Raw genomic sequence first — 16,656 nt, 5'->3', positions numbered from 1 at the left:
TCTCCATGCTGGGAGCGCTCCCACTGGTTCAAGGCTTGTGCTCGACCCCGCACGCCCGTCCTGTCGCCGAACCGCGAGGAGGAACCCGCGTATGCCATCGGGAAGCGCACGAAGACCATGGGTGCCGGGGAGATCCGGCACAACCGGAGCGAAACCCCGTCGGCGGACGGCATCGCGGACCGGTGACCGGACCTCCCTCGGCGCGGACCGCCGACGCGGTCCCTACGCGTGGCCGGGGGGCGCACCCCGGGCGCGGTGCAGTCCGAAGGCGGCGAGGGCCGCTCCGAGCAGGCACAGCACCCCGGTCACGGTCACGGCGGTGTGCACCCCGTTCATGAACGCCTGCCCGCTGCCCTCGGTCACCGCGGCCCTCAGCCGGTCCGGCATCCCCTCGGAAACGGGTGACACCCCCATCGCCACCGCGTCCCGGGCCTCGCCCAGGCCCTGTGCCACGGGCGCCGGAACCCCCGCGGAGGTCAGCTCGCCCGTCAGGGTGGAGCCCACCCGGCTGCTGATCAGGGAGATGAGTACGGAGGTGCCCAGCGCCCCGCCGACCTGGAGGGACGTGGCCTGCAGCCCGCCCGCCACCCCGGCGTGCCGGACCGGCGCGCTCCCGACGATCGCGTCGGACGAGGCGGCCATGACCATGCCCACACCGAGGCCGAGGGCGATGAAGGACGGCCACATCGCCGCGTACGGCGAAGCGGTGCCCAGGCCCAGCAGTCCGAACGAGGCGCCGGCCTGGAACAGCATGCCCAGCGTCATCGACAGCCGTGCGCCGAACCTCTCGGTGAGCGCCGCGCCCAGCGGGGAGGCGACCACGGAGGCGAGACTCAGCGGCAGCGTACGGACGCCGGCCTCGACGGGGCTGTAGCCCCGCACGTTCTGCAGGTACAGCATGATGAAGAAGATCGCGCCGAGCAGCACGAAGAAGTTCACCGCGGTGATGATCGTGCCGATGGTCAGCGAGCGGTTGCGGAACAGCCGCATCGGCAGCAGCGGGTGCTCGGTGCGCGTCTCGAACCATCCGAAGACGACGAGGACGAGGAGCCCGGCGGCCAGCGTGCCCGTGGTCCGGCCGGAGGTCCACCCCCAGGTCTCGCCCTTGACGACGCCGAAGACGACCACGAGCAGGCCGAGGGCCAGCAGGACGACGCCGGCGATGTCGAAGCGGTGATGTCCGGTGGAGTTCTTGCTCTGCGGGAGCACGAACGCACCGTACGCGAGCGCGATCGCGCCGATGGGCGCGTTGATGTAGAAGACCGTCTCCCAGCTGGCGTGCTCGACGAGGAGACCGCCGACGATGGGGCCGAGCGCGGTGGAGACGGACGAGACCATCGCCCAGATACCGACGGCCATCCCGAATTTCCTCGGCGGGAACACGGCGCGCAGCAGACCCAGGGTGTTGGGCATCAGCAGCGCGCCGAAGAAGCCCTGCACGGCGCGGAAGGTGATGACGCCCTCGATGGACCCGGCCAGACCGATCGCGACCGAGGCCAGGGTGAATCCGGCGACCCCGACCAGGAAGTACGTGCGGCGCCCGAAGCGGTCACCGAGTTTGCCGCCGAGGATCAGGGCCGCGGCGAGTGCCAGGAGATAGGAGTTGGTCACCCACTGGAGCTGGGACGTGCCGGCTCCGAGGTCCCGGCCGATCGCCGGGTTGGCGATGGAGACGACGCTGCCGTCGAGGCCCACCATGAACAGACCGAAGGCCACGGCGGTGAGCGTGAGCCACGGGTTGGACCTGCGTCCGGCCGGGCCCCGGGGCGTTTCCCGCATCGGGGTCCCGGCCGTCGGGGGAGTGTGCGCGGGCATGACGAGATCGCCCGCGGAGGGGGAGGACATGCGGAAGTGCCTTTCGACTGAACCGGAATGAGACGCCCCCGCCTCGGGCGCCGGGGCGGGGGAAGTGAAGGGGAGGGTGGTAGGGGCGGCAGGCCGGCAGGTGTCAGCTCGCGTCCGAGCGGACCTGTCGCGCGAGCGCGGAGAGGGCGGGCAGGGCGCGGGCGATGGAGGCGACCTCGTCGTCGCCCAGGGACCGGAGCCCTTCCGCGACATAGGTGCCGAACAGCGCGTCCACGGCAGTGCTGTGTGCGCGCGCCCGCTCGGTGCTGTGCAGATGGGCCACCCGCCGGTCGGCGGGATCCTGCCTGCGTTCCACGAGGCCTTCGCCGCTCAGCTGGGACACCATCGCGCTGACGTTGTTCGGTTTCATGAGAAGGGTCTCGGCCGCCTGCCGGACGGTGATGCCGTCCTGTTCCGTCACCAGGCGCAACAGGGCGAGTTGGCCCTCCGACGGCTTGGGGTGGCCGTATTCCCGTTCGACCCGGCGGTCCGCCGCCCGCAACAGCACCGGAAGCACGGCCGTGAGCGTCGCGGCGATCTCGGCGGGGGTGCGGGGGGACGGGCCGGAGCTGTCGGGAAGCATGGAAGCACCTTAGGTATGAAGTGATAGGTATGTCAACATAGCTAAATTCGCGACGGTCGTACGGCGTCGATCCGGCCGGTGGTCGCGGGCCGGATCCGCGGACGCGGTCGTCTCCCTCATGAGCCGTCCGGCGGGCACCCGTTCGGCCCGTGGCCGATTGCGGGCCGGTTCGTGCGGACCCAGCGTGGGGTCACGTCGTACGCGCCGATGCCGTACGGATCACCTGCCGAGGAGGAGTGCGATGGCCGACGGTCAGTGGAGCCCGGGCCGCGTCGCGGGGGACGCGGACGAATTCCAGCCCGTCGTCGACATCGTCGAACCGTCCCGGCAGCGCCGTCTCACGGTGCTGCTGCGTCTGCTCCTGCTCATCCCGCAGTTCATCGTGCTGTTCTTCCTCTACATCGCCGCCGTGGTCACCGTGATCGTGGGCTGGTTCGCCGCCCTGGTGCTGGGGCGGCTGCCCCAGCCGGTCTTCCGCTTCCTCTCCGGATACCTCGGCTACCACGTGCGGGTCTCCGCGAGCGAGATGCTGCTGGTCGACCGATACCCGCCGTTCGCGCTGACGCCGCCGCCGGACTACCCGGTGCGGATCGAGGTCCGGGCCACCGACCTCAATCGGCTCGCCGTGCTGTTCCGGCTGTTCCTGATGATTCCGGCGGCGATCGTGCAGAGTCTGGCGGTGACCGGCTGGTTCGTCCTGGGGTTCCTCTGGTGGCTGATCACCCTGATCCTGGGCCGGATGCCGCGGCCGCTGTTCGAGGCGACGGCGGCCACCCTGCGCTATCAGACACGGTTCTACGCCTACGCCATGATGCTCACCCCGGCCTATCCCAAGGGCCTCTTCGGTGACGACGACCTCTCCGTACTGCCCGCCCGGACGCGTTCCGGCACCCGGCCGCTGGTGATGGGCGGAGCGGGCAAGGCCCTGGTGGTGCTCTTCCTGGTGCTGGGCCTCCTGGGCGGTATCGGCTCTTCGACCACCACATGGTCGGACGACGGCGATGACCACAGGATGAGCGGCCAATAGGTTCGCGCCGACGGCCGTCAACAGGCATGCTCGCCGAATGACATGGACAGCACCCGAAGCAATCGACGCCTACCGTTCCCCGATGGCGGACAGCCCACTCGCCGCGGGCGAGCGCGAGATACTGGCGGAGTTCCTCGCCTCCTTCCGCACCGCGCTCCTGCAGAAATGCGCCGGTCTGACGGGGGAACAGCTCGCCGGGACGACCGTGCGGCCGTCCAACCTCAGCCTGCTCGGGCTCATCAGGCACATGGCGAAGGTCGAACGCGTCTGGTTCCGTGAGCGCTTCGCCGGTCGGACGCTGCCCCCGATGTACGACGCGGACAAGGGCAAGGACGCCGATTTCGAGGACCTGGCGCCCGAGCGTGCCGCGGAGGACTACGCACGCCTGGTGGAGGAGATCCGCCTCGCCGACGAGGCGATCGCCGGTGCCTCCCTGGACGACACCTTCGTCCACCGGGGCGAGGTCTACTCATTGCGCCTGGTCCATGTCCACATGATCTCGGAGTACGCCCGCCACGCGGGCCACGCCGATCTGCTCCGGGAGAGCCTGGACGGGGTAACGGGCAGCTGAGGGCGGGCCCCTGAGTCTCGCCGCCCCGTCCGCCGGGGGGTGGCGCCCCAGTACGTCAGGGGCGCCACCCCCCCCGGCGCCTTCGTGCTCGCGGTGAACTCCGTGGCGCGGTGCTCCTCGCGCACCGTGAGCCTCCGGGACCGGCTCATGCGGGTGGCCGGTTTTCGACTCCCTCCGCCTCCGGTGTCCTTGACGTGTACGCGCCGATCGGTATGGTCTAGTCCAAGTGCAAGGCCTTTCCGGACAGCCGCAGACCGGGCTCCGGCAGTGGTCCTTGCTGTGCCCTTCGCGCCACTTGGCCCCACACTCGCGAGGCCTCGCCGCCCCCAGCCGGGTCACCCCACGGCCCGCCACCATGCGGCACGGCCTCCTGTGAAGGAGAAGCATGCACGCCAAAAGGAAAACCGCGGTCGCCGTCGGTGCCGTACTCGCACCGGTGCTCGCGCTGAGCCTCCCCGTGAGCTCCGCCGGTGCCCACGGCTATATCTCCTCGCCGCCCAGCAGGCAGGCGCAGTGCGCCGCCGGAACCGTCAGCTGCGGTGAGATCAAGTACGAGCCGCAGAGCGTGGAAGGCCCCAAGGGGCTGACCAGTTGCAGCGGCGGCAACAGCAGGTTCGCCGATCTCGACAACGACGCCAAGGGCTGGCGGGTCAGCCCCGTGAGCCGCTCCCAGTCCTTCCAGTGGACCCTCACCGCCCGGCACTCCACCAGCACCTGGCAGTACTACGCGGGCGGCCAGAAGATCGCCGAGTTCAACGACAACGGTGCCCAGCCGGGAGCGACCGTCACCCACCAGGTCAACTTCGGCAGCCACACCGGGAGGCAGAAGGTCCTCGCGGTCTGGAACATCGCGGACACCTCGAACGCCTTCTACGCCTGCATCGATGTGAACGTCAGCTAGAGGGCTCCGCACACCGCGCCCCGGACGGGCATCCTCGTCCGGGGCGCCGTGCTGCCCGTGACCGGAGAACGGCATGGCGCCGAGAGTGTCCTGTCGGTGCCCGCGGCTCATCCGGTTTGCCGTACCGGCAAGTTTCCTTGTGCCTGCCGCGGCCCGGTCGAATGATCGTGCAGAGGGCGGCAGGACGGACGATCAGCCGCCTCGCCGGTCGTCGGCGTCCCCGATGTCCGGGACGCCCGAGGAGGAAATATGCCGCAGACCACCCCGACGCCCCAGCCGCCGGCGACGGACCGGACATGGCCGTCCACCGCCGTTCCCGGCGCGGTCCACCGCCTGGTAGACGTCCCCGGCGGCCGTATCCATCTGGTCGAGCAAGGCGCCGGCCCCCTCGTCCTCCTCGTCCACGGATTCCCCGAGTCCTGGTACTCGTGGCGGCATCAGCTCCCCGCGATCGCCGCCGCGGGGTTCCGTGCCGTCGCCATCGATGTACGCGGCTACGGCCGCTCGTCCAAGCCCGCCGCCGTGGACGCCTACCGCATGCTCGACCTGGTGGCCGACAACGCCGGGATCGTACGCGCCCTCGGCGAGGCGACCGCCACGGTCATCGGCCACGACTGGGGCTCGTCCATCGCGGCCAACAGCGCACTGCTCAAGCCCGACCTCTTCACCGCCGTGGGCCTGCTCAGCGTTCCGTACGCACCCCGCGGCGGCATCCGTCCCACCGAAGGCTTCGCCCGGATCGGTGGCGACGAAGAGTTCTACGTCAGCTACTTCCAGACACCCGGCCGGGCCGAGGCGGAGATCGAGGAGGACGTGCGCGGCTGGCTGGCCGGCTTCTACACGGGGCTCTCCGGCGACACCCACGCACCGCAGGACCGGCCGAGCCTCCACTTCGTCCCCCCGGGCGCGAAGCTCTCCGACCGGTTCGCCGAGGGCCCGCTGCCCTCCTGGCTCACCGAGTCCGACCTCGACGTCTACAGCGCCGAGTTCGAACGGACCGGGCTCACCGGCGCACTCAACCGCTACCGCAACGTCGACCGGGACTGGGCGGACCTCGCCGCCTGGGACGGCGCGCCCGTGACCCGGCCCGCACTCTTCATCGGCGGCGCACTCGACGCCTCCACCACATGGATGGCCGACGCCATCAGCGCCTTCCCCACCACCCTGCCCGCCCTGACCGCGGCGCACATCCTCGAAGGCTGCGGCCACTGGATCCAGCAGGAACGGGCCGACGACGTCAACCGCCTGCTGACCGACTGGCTCAGCGCGCTGTGACTACGGGCCGCATACCCGGGCCCGCCATGCCCCGGTCGGGGTGCGCCCGGCGGGCCCGCGGGTCATGGTGACCGTATGAACAGTGCAGGTTTGCTGGCCGACTCCTTCGGCCGGGTTCGGGAAGCGGTGCATTCGGCGGCCGAAGGGCTCCCGCCCGACCATCTCAACGCCCGGCTCGACGACGGCGCCAACTCGATCGCATGGCTGCTCTGGCATCTCGCGCGGGTCCAGGACGACCACATCGCCGATGCCGCCGGAACCGAGGAGGTCTGGCTCGCCCAGGGCTGGTCCGACCGGTTCGCCCTGCCGTTCGAGGAGCGGGCGACCGGATACGGCCACAGCGCCGAAGAGGTCGCCGCCGTGCGGGTGGACTCGACGGAACCGCTCCTCGGGTACTACGACGCCGTGCACGAGCGGACCCTGGAATTCGTCGCCGGGCTGACCGGCCACGCGCTCGACCGGATCGTGGACGAAGGGTGGTCACCCCCGGTGACCCTGGGTGTCCGGCTGGTCAGCGTCCTCGCCGAGGGCCTTCAGCACGCCGGTCAGGCAGCGTTCGTCAGGGGCTCGTTGCAGCGCGCGTGACCCCTGACGGCGAGGGCGCCGACAGTCCTGGAACCATGCCGGACCGCACACCCGTGCGACACCGGAATTCCGGTGGCATACTCGGAAGCAGTCCCGCTGGACAGACTGTCCCTGGCCGAAAGGCGACACGTCATGAACTGGGCATCCTGGACGACCAGCGGTGTCTACGCGGGCGCCGGCGGAGTCCGCACCGAAGAGGTAGGCATCCTGGCCGGAGATCTGACCGTCCATACCACCTGGTCCGACGGACAGGCATCGGTGGCCGTGCAGTACAGCGGCTCCTCGGACTGGTTCACCCTGGCGGGCAGCCCCGTGCCGTGCCCCTCCGAAGAGGAGAGCCGCGCGTTCCATCAGAGCGTGGTCGAGGCAGTACGTGCCGGAGACGGCGCCACGGTCCCGGTCGCCGGGAGCCCGCCCGAACCGCCTCCGCCACCCGCCCCGTAGCGTCCCGTCCCCACGCTGCGTGCCGGCGACGGTACGGGCGATTGCGGCACTACAGGAGGCGCGGGGCCAGGCGGCGCGCGACCCACATGAGCCTGGTGCTCCGTCCGGGAAAGGCCCACAGCCACCCCCTCGGGCCAGGGCCTTGTCCATCGAGTCCCGTACGGCTTCCGGCGGCAGGCCGGGGCGGACACCCACCATGTCGGGACTGTCGGCGCGGAGTTCTCACTCCAGCCATATCGGCGCAGGCCACAACACCCCACCCGTACGGGAGAAATGTCCGCTCCGCAGCCTTCCGCAACACGCTTTAGAGTGGCCTCCGGGCCACTCCGGGTACGGGGCGGGCGGTGAACACGGGGCGAGGAGCGGCGTGATGGTGCTGGCGGGCGCACGGCGGAGCAGAACGAAGAAGCAGCGTCCGTTCTGGGTGGAGCTTCCGCTGCTCATCGGCATGGCGCTGGTGCTGGCCCTGCTCATCAAGACCTTTCTCGTTCAGGCGTTCTCGATTCCGTCGGAGTCCATGCAGAACACCCTTCAGAAGGGCGACCGGGTCCTGGTCGACAAGCTCACCCCGTGGTTCGGATCGGAACCCGAGCGCGGCGAGGTCGTCGTCTTCCACGACCCGGCGGACTGGCTCAGCGGGGTACCCGTGGACAAGCCCAACACGGTCCAGAAGGTGCTGAGTTTCGTCGGCGTGATGCCCTCGTCCGAGGAGAAGGACCTCATCAAGCGCGTGATCGGTGTCGGCGGGGACACGGTGGAGTGCGCGGGCGACGGCCCGCTCAAGGTCAATGGCACCGCTCTGGACGAGCCGTACGTGTTCCCCGGGAACACCGCGTGCAGCGACGACGACGAAGGCCGGTTCAAGGTGACCGTGCCCGCCGGCCGGATCTGGGTCATGGGCGACCACCGGCAGGATTCGGCGGATTCCCGCTACCACCAGGACGACCCCCACGGCGGAATGGTCCCGGTCGACGACGTGGTGGGCCGCGCCGTGCTGGTCGCCTGGCCGGTCACCCGCTGGGGCACCCTCCCGGTGCCCGGCGCTCTGGACCGGGCCGGTGCGGTGGCCGCCGCGCATCCGGGTGGACCGGCCCTCGCCGGTGCGCTGACGCTCGTTCTGGTGCGGCGTCGGCGCCGGGCGGGCAACTGAGCACGGCACCGGGCGTTTTGCCGTAACGGCAACGGAATTCGCCTGTCGGCCGGAACCGGGGTCACAGTGACGGCATGAGCCACCATCACTCGGCCGACCACACCGAGAACACGGATGACCACTTCACCCAGGAGTTCTGGGACGCCCGCTACCGTGCGCGCACCGTCTGGAGCGGCAACCCCAACCCTCTCCTCGTCGAGTACGTCGCGGGTCTCACCCCGGGCACGGTGCTGGACGTGGGCAGCGGCGAAGGCGCCGACGCGATCTGGCTCGCCTCGCGCGGCTGGCAGGTCACCGGTGCCGATCTGTCCACCGTCGCGCTGGAGCACGCCGCACGGAACGCGGCCGAAGCGGGCGAGGACATCGCGGGCCGGATCACCTGGCAGCATGCCGACTTCCTCAGCTGGGACCCGGCCCCGCGGCGGTTCGACCTGGTGTCGGCGCAGTTCATGCACCTCCCGCGGCCCTCGCTCGAAGCCCTGTACCGCAGGCTGGCCGCCGCGGTGGATCCCGGCGGGACCCTGCTCGTCGTGAGCCACCACCCGGCGGACCTGGACACGTCCATGGGCCGGCCGATGGCCGTGGACACGTTCGTGACGGGGGAGGAGATGGCCGCCGTACTCGACCCCGACGCGTGGGCATCGATCGTGACGGCGGCCCCCGAACGCATGGCGGCGGACCCCGAGGGCCGTCAGATCGTCATCCGTGACGCCGTGCTCCGGGCCGTACGCCGCGGCTGACCCGCCAGGACCGGACACGACGGGGGAGCGCTCACGCCCGCGTCCCGACTCCGGCGGACGCGGGCGCGACCGCGCCCCGGTTACTGGTCGACAGTGAAGATCGCCGCCCGGCCCGCCCGCGCGGCCTCACCGTAGAAGTCCCGCAGATCGGGCAGATAGGCGAGCGCGTAGCCGATGTCGTCCTCACCGCCGCTCCCCTGGTACTCGGAGAAGGTGAGGGCGGCGAAGCGCTCCCTGAGCCATTCCTCGTCGAGCGGCGCCAGGGCACGGGCGATGTCCCGGACCTCCGCCGCATCGACGTACGAAACGATGTAGTCGTCGCCCTCGTGGAGCAGCCTGCCCCCGAGGACGGCATGGGAGAGCGGGTACTCACCTCCGGCGTAGGACAGGCTTCCATCGGTCAGACAGCGATGCAGGACGTCCCAGGACTTGTCGAGCTCCATCAGCGCCGACACGTCCCAGCCCTCCTCGATCGTTTCGACGATCTCCATCACCCCGGTATCGCTTCCGGCCGCCAGCAGCCGTTCCGCGTCCGCGGCCTCCAGCGCGAAGAGGACCCCGCGACAACCCATGTGCTTTCTCCCGCCCGGTGGCATTGACTCAGGGAAGATCCAACCACAGGGCCGCGGGCGCTACTTGCCCGCTCCGAAGTGCCGCACATAGCGACGCTGCCAGGGTGTCTCCACCGCACGCGGATGGTAGTGGCGGCGGATGAACGCGACCGCCTGATCCGCCGGGACACCGTCCAGAACGGCCAGGCACGCCAGGGCCGTTCCCGTCCGGCCGATGCCGCCTCCGCACGCGACCTCGACCCGTTCGCGGTCGGCCCGGCGCCACACTTCCGCGAGGAGATCACGCGCCGCCCGCCGGTCCGCGGGGAGCCGGAAGTCCGGCCAGTGAAGCCAGTCGGACTCCCACGGCGTGGGTGGCGGCCGTTTGCCCAGCAGATAGACGCCGAAGTTTGGCACCGGTCCGTCGGGAAGGGGACGGCGCAGGCCACGGCCACGTACCGTCCGCCCGGAAGGGAGGCGGACGACGGCCTTGTCCGCAGGGCTCCAGCTCTCAGTCACGCGGCCAAATCTAGCGAGGTGACGGGCTGCGCCGTACCCCATTCGGCACACCCCGTTCATCAAAACGCCCGGAGACGGCACCGGTCGCAGTCGATGCCGTCTCCAGGGGGGCTTCGCCCATTCCCGGGGTCCGCCGGTTCAGCTCCGCGCGTCGAGATCCCGCTCAAGAAGCCCGGCGAGCTCCTCGACCGCCGCACGGGCACCGTCGCCCTCGGCCGACAGCACCACGGGGTCACCGTGCTGCGCCGCCAGGGCGAGTACCGCGAGCATGCTGCGGGCATCGACCGGATCGCGACCGTCCCGGGCGATGGTCACCTTGACCGGCTGACGGGTGGCGGCCTGGACGAACAGCGAGGCCGGGCGGGCGTGGAGGCCGCTGCGGGAACCAACGGTCACGGTGCGCTGATGCATGGGTTCACTCCTGTTTGAGGTACACCGGAAAGGTGGGGTCCACCGGATAAGAGGGCGTGGCGATCAGGCGGTGACGGTGACCTCGGAGCCATCGGCCGCCGACGGGGCGGCCACCGTCGACCGGCGCATGCCCTTGAGCAGCACGACCAGAGCGGTCGCCACGACCGTCCCGGCCGCGATGGCCAGCAGGTAGAGGAACGGATTGCCGATCAGCGGTACGACGAAGATGCCGCCGTGCGGAGCCCGCAGCGTGCAGTCGAAGGCCATCGACAGGGCGCCGGTCACCGCGCCGCCCGCCATCACCGACGGGATCACCCGCAACGGGTCGGCCGCCGCGAACGGAATCGCGCCCTCGGTGATGAACGAGGCGCCCAGTACCCAGGCCGCCCTGCCGTTCTCCCGCTCCGTCCTGGTGAACAGCCTGCTCCGTACGGTGGTGGCGAGGGCCATCGCCAGCGGCGGCACCATGCCGGCCGCCATGACCGCGGCCATCACCTTGAGGCTGCCCGGCGTCGGGTCGGCGAGGCCGCCGACCGCGAAGGCGTACGCGACCTTGTTCAGCGGGCCGCCCATGTCGAAGCACATCATCAGGCCGAGGACGATGCCGAGGATGATCGCGTTGGAGCCGGACAGGCCGTTCAGCCAGTCCGTGAGGGCCTTCTGCAGCGAGGCGATCGGCTTGCCGACCACGATGAACATCAGGAATCCCACGACCGCCGAGGCGATCAACGGGATCACCAGCACCGGCATGATGCCGCGCAGGGTCGGATGGACCTTGACCCGCTGGATCGCCATCACCACCGCACCGGCCAGCAGTCCGGCGACGAGGCCGCCCAGGAAGCCCGCGTCGACGGTGAGCGCGATGGCTCCGCCGACGAAGCCGGGCACGAGCGCGGGGCGGTCCGCCATGCCGTACGCGATGTACCCCGCGAGGACCGGGACCAGGAAGCCGAAGGCCGCGCTGCCGATCTGGTTGAGCAGGGCCGCCCAGCTGTCCGCCTCGCCCCAGACGAAGTGGTCGGCGACCGACTTGGCGCTCGCTATCTCGTAGCCGCCGATGGCGAACGAGAGGGCGATGAGAAGTCCGCCCGCCGCGACGAACGGAACCATGTAACTGACGCCCGACATCAGGTACGTCCGCAGCCGCACGCCGAAGCGGGCGTGGTCGGCGTCCGGCCGGTCCGCACCGGGCGCCGCGCTGTCCGGGGTGTCCGAGGCGGTGCTGATCTCACCGCGCTCCGCCTTGCGGCGGGCCTCGGCGATCAGTTCGACGGGACGGTTGATGCCCGCCTTCACCCCGACGTCGACGACCGGCTTGCCGCCGAACCGCGCCTTCTCGCGCACCTCCACGTCATGGGCCCAGATGACCGCGTCGGCCGCGGCGATGAGCGCGGGGTCCAGCTTCTGGAAACCGGCCGAGCCCTGTGTCTCGACGGTGAGTTCGACGCCCTCGGTCCGGGCCGCCGCCGCCAGTGCCTCGGCGGCCATGTACGTGTGCGCGATGCCGGTGGGACAGGAGGTGACGGCCACGATCCGGAACGGTGCGCGCTCGGCAGCACCGGCCGGGGGGCCGGGCACGGCTCCGGCGGGAACCGGGGCGGACGGAGCGGCGGAGCCGGCCACCGGTGCGCCCCCGGTCGCCTCGGCCTCCCGGGGCGCCGGCTCCTCGCCCCGGATCAGACCCGCCACCGCACCGGGATCGTCCTGGGCACGGAGCGCGGCGGTGAACTCCGGGTCCATCAGCCTGCGGGCCAGGCCCGACAGGATGGTGAGGTGGTCGTCGTCGGCTCCGGCCGGTGCCGCGATCAGGAAGATCAGATCCGCCGGACCGTCGGCCGCACCGAAGTCGATGCCCCGTTCGCTCCGCCCGAACGCAAGGCTCGGCTCGCTCACGTGCTCGCTGCGGCAGTGCGGGATACCGATGCCGCCGTCCAGACCGGTCGGCATCTGCGCCTCCCGGGCGGCCACGTCGGCGAGGAAGCCTTCGAGGTCGGTGACGCGATGCTCGGCGACCATCCGCTCGGCGAGCGACCTCGCGGCGGCGTCCTTCGTTCCGGCGGACAGATCGAGGTCGACCAGTGCCGCGGTGATCAGTTCACTCATCGCGGTGCTCCTTGCTCGTGGACCGCCCTGCGGGCGGCCGGGGGACGTGGGGCGGCAGGCTCATGCGCGTGATGACGGCGGGTGGTGCCGCTCATGGGGCGGGCTCCGTCAACGCGCGGTCCAGGGGAACGTCGGAGGTCGTGACGACCGCCGACAGATCGATATCGGCCGGGGTGGGCATGACGCTTCCGGGAAGCTGCACCGCCGCCGCACCGTGCGCGACGGCTGCCGCCAGCGCGGCCGGTCCCGCACCGCCTGCGGCCAGGAACCCCGCGAGGGACGCGTCGCCCGCGCCCACGTTGCTGCGGACCGATTCCACGAAGGCACTGCCGAAGTACGTACCCGACGCCTCCACCAGCAGTTGTCCGTCGGCCCCCAGGCTGGCCAGCACGGACCCGGCGCCCCGCTCGCGCAGCTCCGCGGCGGCCTTGACGGCGTCCCCGACGGTCGCCAGGGGGCGGCCGACCGCTTCGGCGAGCTCCTGGGCGTTGGGCTTGATCACATCGGGGTGTTCCCGCAGGGCCGCGGTCAGCGCCGTACCGGAGGTGTCGAGCGCGATGCGCGCACCGGCGCGATGGCTGCGCGTCACCAGCTCGGCGTACCACTCGTGCGGCAGCCCGCGCGGGAGGCTGCCGCAGCACGCGATCCAGTCCGCGGCCGCCGAGCGCGCCCGCACGGCCTCCAGCAGGTTCTCCGCTTCGGCCGCCGTGATCTCGGGGCCGGTCGCGTTGACCTTGGTGAGGGTGCCGTCGGGCTCGACGAGCGTGATGTTGACCCGGGTGCTCCCGGCGATCTCCACCCCGGCGGCCTCGATCCCGTGCTCGCCGAGCAGACGGGCGAGCAGGGCGCCCTCCGGTCCGCCGAGGGGGGCGACGGCCACCGTACGGTGGCCGGCCGCCGCGACCGCGCGGGAGACGTTGACGCCCTTGCCGCCGGGGTCGACGCGGTCCGCGGCGGCCCGCAGGACGGTGCCCCGGACGAGGCCCGGGAGCTCGTACGTACGGTCCAGGCTCGGATTGGGGGTGACGGTGAGGATCATGCGCGTACTACCTCCGTGCCCCGGCTCTCGATGGAGCGGGCGTCCTCGGGGCTGAGGCCCGTGTCGGTGATGAGCAGGTCGACGTCGTCGAGAGCGCCGAAGCGGGCGAAGTGTTCCTGACCGAATTTGCCCGAGTCGGCGAGCAGGACGACACGCCGGGCGGCCCGGATCACCGCCCGTTTCACCGCGGCCTCGGCGAGGTCCGGGGTGGTCAGCCCGGCGTCGGGCGAGAACCCGTTGGTGGCCAGGAAGACGACATCGGCGTTGATCTCGGCGTACGCGCTCAGGGCCCAGGCGTCGACGGCGGCTCGTGTACGGTGCCGGACCCGGCCGCCCACGAGGTGCAGGGTGAGGCCGGGGTGGTCGGCGAGGCGGGCGGCCACCGGCAGCGCGTGCGTCACCACGGTCAGGGCCGAGTCGATCGGGACGGCGGCGGCGAGCCGGGCTGTCGTGGTCCCGGCGTCGATGATCACGTTGCCCTCGGCGGGAAGTTCCCCGAGCGCGGCCTCCGCGATGCGGTCCTTCTCGTCGGCCGCGACCGCGTCGCGCTCGGCGAGGTCGGGCTCGAATCCGAGCCGCCCCACGGGAATCGCGCCGCCGTGCACCCGGCGCAGCAGTCCGGCGCGGTCCAGGGCCTTCAGATCACGCCGAACGGTCTCGGCGGTCACCTGGAACTCCTCGGCGAGGGACAGCACATCGACCCGGCCGCCCTCCTGGGCGAGACGGAGGATCTCTTGCTGCCGCTCCGGTGCGTACATGTGGTTTCGTATCCGTTTCATGCCCGAGTCTGTGGTTTCGCGATCAGATTACGTCCGGGGTGCGGGAATGTAAACACAATCGGGCGAAGAGTGGGCATGTACGGGCAGCAGACAGCAGACAGCAGACAGCAGACAGCAGACAGCAGACAGCGGCGGGGCGCCCAGGCGGCCGGCCCGGCCACCCGGATGCCCCGCCGCTGCCTGCTCGCCACAGGCTTCGGCCGGCTTCGGGCCGCGCTCAGTGCGTGTGCGGGCTTCCCTGGCTCACGGGCCGGGCCAGGAGCGGCACTCCGAGGACCTGGTGCCCACCGCTCGCCAGCATGCGTACCTCGCCGCGGTCACTGATCTCCGCGCGGACGATGCCCGTCTCGTCCTCGTAGACCGGGTATCCGCCGGCCCCGGACCGGGCGGTCAGCCGCACGGTGACGACATCGTCCTCGGCGCCGGACGCCTGGAAGATCAGTTCGTAGCTCTCCGGGTATTCCATGACGGCCTCCCGACCGGGCGGCGACAGGAACCGGCGCCCGCGTTGCGTCCATTGTTTCCCACCTCCGCGAGACCCGCTCAAGGAGCGGACCCGTGGCACGCGGTGCCACCCGCCGGGGACGCCCGAGGGCGGCGGGACGACGGCCAACGGGCGAAGAGGCCGGTCGATCGGGTGACTCCGGCCGGTCGGGCAACATGACTGATCGCCGGGAGGGCTAGGCATGCGCGTATGAGACTTGAGCCCCGACGAATGACCCGTGTTTCCTCCCGTGCCCGAAACCTCCGTGTCGCAGGCGCCCTCTGCGTGGTCGCCGCCGCCGTGCTGGTGACCGGATGCGGGGCGAGCGGAGACGAGACGACGGCCACGGCCACTTCCGAGGCCGCGAAGGTCGTCCCGCAGCAGACGACCACCGCGTCGAAGAGCGCGTCCGGCAGCCCTTCGGCCACGGCACAGCTGACCAAGGACCAGAAGGAGCGCAAGAGGCTGATCGAGGCCACCAAGGTGACCTTCGACAAGGCGGCCACGACAGCGGTCGGCGAGGTGGCCGGGAGCAAGCTGGCCGAGCTCGACCTGGACGACAGGGACAGCGACGCGAGCGCGAGCCCCAGCGGGAGCATGAGCGCCAGCCCCAGCGGAACCATGAGCGCCAGCGCCAGCGCCAGCGCGAGCCCGAGCGCCGGCGCCGTGAAGCCGGAATGGGTCGCGGAGGTCGTGGAGAAGGACGGCACCGCGCACACCGTCCGCATCGACGCGGTCTCGGGAGAGGTGATCGAGGCCACGGCGGACACCGATCAGGACGCCGCCGAAAAGAAGCAGATGGCCCAGTGGATCACCGAGGCCACGCAGACGCCCGAGCAGGCGGCCAAGGTGGCCACGGACAAGAAGAAGGGAACGGTCACCTCGGTCAACCTGGACGACAACAACGGCAAGGGCGTCGTCTGGACGGTCGACGTGGTCGACTCCGGGTGGAAGAAGACCACGTTCGACGTGGACGCGAAGAACGACACCATCATCAGCGAGAAGACCGACGAGGACTGACCTGTCGGTGACGTGACCGTACGTCGGCGGTCTGCCGCGAGGGCACACCACCGACGTACGGGAAGCGTGGAGACCGGCCGGGCATCCCCGGATCAGTGGAGCGGTGCGCTCAGACCGAGCGTGTAGAGACGCCCCGGGCGGCCGTCGAACACGGCCTCGCCCGTGGGCTCGAATCCCGTACGCGTCAGTACCGCGTGCGAAGCCGCGTTGTCCACGGTCGTGGCGGCCCGCAGCGTGGTGAGTCCGTAGTCGGCGGCGGCCAGAGCGCAGACCCGGCGGACGGCCGACGTCGCCAGCCCGTGACCCGCCGCCCGCTCGGCGATCCGGTAGCCGAGCTCCGCGGAGCCGTCCGCGACCTCGATCAGGTTGACCCGGCCCAGTACCGTGCCCTCGCCGTCCTCCACGATGTGGAAGTGGTGCAGCCCGGCCCGCTGTTCGGCGAGCAGGTCGTGGTGCCGTACATCGAACTGGGCGAAGTAGTCGTCTCCGCGGTCCGGGACCGAAGCGGCGAAATAGGCACGGTTCTCCTGCTCGAAGGCGAGCAGGGCCGGGGCATGGTCGAGGCGAAGCCGACTTATGACGATCATGCGGTGACGATAGTGTCCGGTGCGCCGGAGGTGCACGTCGCG

General features: G+C 71.0%; 19 protein-coding genes. 9 read left to right on the top strand and 10 right to left on the bottom strand.

Annotation, left to right across the window (positions count from 1 at the left end; translation table 11 throughout):
• Positions 1–222: 222 nt before the first annotated feature.
• Together A6A29_RS40070 and A6A29_RS40065 are read right to left on the bottom strand one after the other, a co-directional pair.
• Complete coding sequence (locus tag A6A29_RS40070; protein WP_241838842.1) at positions 223–1,779, bottom strand: DHA2 family efflux MFS transporter permease subunit; 1,557 nt, start codon at positions 1,777–1,779, stop codon at positions 223–225.
• Positions 1,780–1,948: 169 nt separating this feature from the next.
• A complete protein-coding gene (locus A6A29_RS40065) occupies positions 1,949–2,428 on the bottom strand; it encodes a MarR family winged helix-turn-helix transcriptional regulator (protein ID WP_073728581.1) in 480 nt (159 codons plus the stop codon).
• Positions 2,429–2,669: 241 nt separating this feature from the next.
• On the opposite strand from A6A29_RS40065, the gene A6A29_RS40060 reads away from it, so the two are divergent.
• From A6A29_RS40060 to A6A29_RS40025, 8 genes are all read left to right on the top strand, one after another.
• A complete protein-coding gene (locus A6A29_RS40060; RefSeq protein ID WP_073728579.1) occupies positions 2,670–3,455 on the top strand; it encodes a DUF4389 domain-containing protein in 786 nt (261 codons plus the stop codon).
• Between the two features lie 37 nt (positions 3,456–3,492).
• Complete coding sequence (locus A6A29_RS40055; RefSeq protein WP_073728577.1) at positions 3,493–4,026, top strand: DinB family protein; 534 nt, start codon at positions 3,493–3,495, stop codon at positions 4,024–4,026.
• Positions 4,027–4,411: 385 nt separating this feature from the next.
• Positions 4,412–4,927, top strand: coding sequence for a lytic polysaccharide monooxygenase auxiliary activity family 9 protein (locus tag A6A29_RS40050; protein ID WP_073728575.1), 516 nt, complete (start codon positions 4,412–4,414; stop codon positions 4,925–4,927).
• 249 nt (positions 4,928–5,176) lie between these two features.
• Complete coding sequence (locus A6A29_RS40045; protein WP_073728573.1) at positions 5,177–6,202, top strand: alpha/beta fold hydrolase; 1,026 nt, start codon at positions 5,177–5,179, stop codon at positions 6,200–6,202.
• A gap of 75 nt (positions 6,203–6,277) precedes the next feature.
• On the top strand, positions 6,278–6,787 hold the full coding sequence (locus A6A29_RS40040; protein ID WP_073728571.1) for a mycothiol transferase: 510 nt from the start codon (positions 6,278–6,280) through the stop codon (positions 6,785–6,787).
• A 132-nt stretch (positions 6,788–6,919) separates the two neighbouring features.
• Entirely contained in the window at positions 6,920–7,231 is a 312-nt protein-coding gene (locus tag A6A29_RS40035) for a hypothetical protein (protein WP_073728898.1), read from the top strand.
• Positions 7,232–7,601: 370 nt separating this feature from the next.
• The gene (gene lepB / locus A6A29_RS40030; RefSeq protein ID WP_073728569.1) at positions 7,602–8,381 is read left to right on the top strand and encodes a signal peptidase I; all 780 of its coding nucleotides are present in this window, start codon (positions 7,602–7,604) and stop codon (positions 8,379–8,381) included.
• A 74-nt stretch (positions 8,382–8,455) separates the two neighbouring features.
• Positions 8,456–9,121 carry an SAM-dependent methyltransferase gene (locus A6A29_RS40025; RefSeq protein ID WP_073728567.1) on the top strand — a complete coding sequence of 222 codons (666 nt, stop codon included), beginning with the start codon at positions 8,456–8,458 and terminating at the stop codon, positions 9,119–9,121.
• Between the two features lie 80 nt (positions 9,122–9,201).
• On the opposite strand, the gene A6A29_RS40020 is transcribed toward A6A29_RS40025, so the two are convergent.
• The 7 genes from A6A29_RS40020 to A6A29_RS39990 all read right to left on the bottom strand — a co-directional run bounded on the left by A6A29_RS40020 (position 9,202) and on the right by A6A29_RS39990 (position 14,989).
• Positions 9,202–9,693 (bottom strand): YfbM family protein, encoded by a 492-nt coding sequence (locus A6A29_RS40020; RefSeq protein ID WP_073728565.1) that lies wholly within the window; start codon positions 9,691–9,693, stop codon positions 9,202–9,204.
• A 60-nt stretch (positions 9,694–9,753) separates the two neighbouring features.
• Positions 9,754–10,191: a protein-tyrosine phosphatase family protein gene (locus A6A29_RS40015; RefSeq protein WP_073728563.1), complete on the bottom strand. Its 438-nt coding sequence runs from the start codon at positions 10,189–10,191 to the stop codon at positions 9,754–9,756.
• 138 nt (positions 10,192–10,329) lie between these two features.
• Positions 10,330–10,602: an HPr family phosphocarrier protein gene (locus tag A6A29_RS40010; RefSeq protein WP_073728561.1), complete on the bottom strand. Its 273-nt coding sequence runs from the start codon at positions 10,600–10,602 to the stop codon at positions 10,330–10,332.
• A 63-nt stretch (positions 10,603–10,665) separates the two neighbouring features.
• A complete protein-coding gene (locus tag A6A29_RS40005; RefSeq protein WP_073728559.1) occupies positions 10,666–12,705 on the bottom strand; it encodes a PTS fructose transporter subunit IIABC in 2,040 nt (679 codons plus the stop codon).
• A 91-nt stretch (positions 12,706–12,796) separates the two neighbouring features.
• Entirely contained in the window at positions 12,797–13,744 is a 948-nt protein-coding gene (gene pfkB / locus A6A29_RS40000) for a 1-phosphofructokinase (RefSeq protein WP_073728557.1), read from the bottom strand.
• Complete coding sequence (locus tag A6A29_RS39995) at positions 13,741–14,502, bottom strand: DeoR/GlpR family DNA-binding transcription regulator (protein ID WP_073728555.1); 762 nt, start codon at positions 14,500–14,502, stop codon at positions 13,741–13,743. The genes pfkB and A6A29_RS39995 overlap by 4 nt, the downstream gene beginning before the upstream one ends.
• Before the next feature lie 238 nt (positions 14,503–14,740).
• Positions 14,741–14,989, bottom strand: a complete 249-nt coding sequence (locus A6A29_RS39990) for a DUF6296 family protein (RefSeq protein ID WP_073728553.1) — start codon at positions 14,987–14,989, stop codon at positions 14,741–14,743.
• A gap of 249 nt (positions 14,990–15,238) precedes the next feature.
• On the opposite strand from A6A29_RS39990, the gene A6A29_RS39985 reads away from it, so the two are divergent.
• On the top strand, positions 15,239–16,027 hold the full coding sequence (locus A6A29_RS39985) for a PepSY domain-containing protein (RefSeq protein ID WP_198953570.1): 789 nt from the start codon (positions 15,239–15,241) through the stop codon (positions 16,025–16,027).
• Between the two features lie 92 nt (positions 16,028–16,119).
• Here A6A29_RS39985 and A6A29_RS39980 read toward each other — a convergent pair whose 3' ends face one another.
• The gene (locus A6A29_RS39980; protein ID WP_073728549.1) at positions 16,120–16,614 is read right to left on the bottom strand and encodes a GNAT family N-acetyltransferase; all 495 of its coding nucleotides are present in this window, start codon (positions 16,612–16,614) and stop codon (positions 16,120–16,122) included.
• Positions 16,615–16,656 lie beyond the last annotated feature (42 nt).

The sequence above is a fragment of the Streptomyces sp. TSRI0281 genome, assembly GCF_001905125.1.
Classification (GTDB): Bacteria; Actinomycetota; Actinomycetes; order Streptomycetales; family Streptomycetaceae; genus Streptomyces.
The sequence above is the reverse complement of the archived record's forward strand: the minus strand, read 5'-3'. Positions and strand labels throughout refer to the sequence as shown.

Coding starts and splice junctions, on each gene's coding strand:
- A6A29_RS40070 (WP_241838842.1), bottom strand. CDS start 1,779: ATGCGGGAAACGCCCCGGGGCCCGGCCGGACGCAGGTCCAACCCGTGG.
- A6A29_RS40065 (WP_073728581.1), bottom strand. CDS start 2,428: ATGCTTCCCGACAGCTCCGGCCCGTCCCCCCGCACCCCCGCCGAGATC.
- A6A29_RS40060 (WP_073728579.1), top strand. CDS start 2,670: ATGGCCGACGGTCAGTGGAGCCCGGGCCGCGTCGCGGGGGACGCGGAC.
- A6A29_RS40055 (WP_073728577.1), top strand. CDS start 3,493: ATGACATGGACAGCACCCGAAGCAATCGACGCCTACCGTTCCCCGATG.
- A6A29_RS40050 (WP_073728575.1), top strand. CDS start 4,412: ATGCACGCCAAAAGGAAAACCGCGGTCGCCGTCGGTGCCGTACTCGCA.
- A6A29_RS40045 (WP_073728573.1), top strand. CDS start 5,177: ATGCCGCAGACCACCCCGACGCCCCAGCCGCCGGCGACGGACCGGACA.
- A6A29_RS40040 (WP_073728571.1), top strand. CDS start 6,278: ATGAACAGTGCAGGTTTGCTGGCCGACTCCTTCGGCCGGGTTCGGGAA.
- A6A29_RS40035 (WP_073728898.1), top strand. CDS start 6,920: ATGAACTGGGCATCCTGGACGACCAGCGGTGTCTACGCGGGCGCCGGC.
- lepB (WP_073728569.1), top strand. CDS start 7,602: ATGGTGCTGGCGGGCGCACGGCGGAGCAGAACGAAGAAGCAGCGTCCG.
- A6A29_RS40025 (WP_073728567.1), top strand. CDS start 8,456: ATGAGCCACCATCACTCGGCCGACCACACCGAGAACACGGATGACCAC.
- A6A29_RS40020 (WP_073728565.1), bottom strand. CDS start 9,693: ATGGGTTGTCGCGGGGTCCTCTTCGCGCTGGAGGCCGCGGACGCGGAA.
- A6A29_RS40010 (WP_073728561.1), bottom strand. CDS start 10,602: ATGCATCAGCGCACCGTGACCGTTGGTTCCCGCAGCGGCCTCCACGCC.
- A6A29_RS40005 (WP_073728559.1), bottom strand. CDS start 12,705: ATGAGTGAACTGATCACCGCGGCACTGGTCGACCTCGATCTGTCCGCC.
- pfkB (WP_073728557.1), bottom strand. CDS start 13,744: ATGATCCTCACCGTCACCCCCAATCCGAGCCTGGACCGTACGTACGAG.
- A6A29_RS39995 (WP_073728555.1), bottom strand. CDS start 14,502: ATGTACGCACCGGAGCGGCAGCAAGAGATCCTCCGTCTCGCCCAGGAG.
- A6A29_RS39990 (WP_073728553.1), bottom strand. CDS start 14,989: ATGGAATACCCGGAGAGCTACGAACTGATCTTCCAGGCGTCCGGCGCC.
- A6A29_RS39985 (WP_198953570.1), top strand. CDS start 15,239: ATGACCCGTGTTTCCTCCCGTGCCCGAAACCTCCGTGTCGCAGGCGCC.
- A6A29_RS39980 (WP_073728549.1), bottom strand. CDS start 16,614: ATGATCGTCATAAGTCGGCTTCGCCTCGACCATGCCCCGGCCCTGCTC.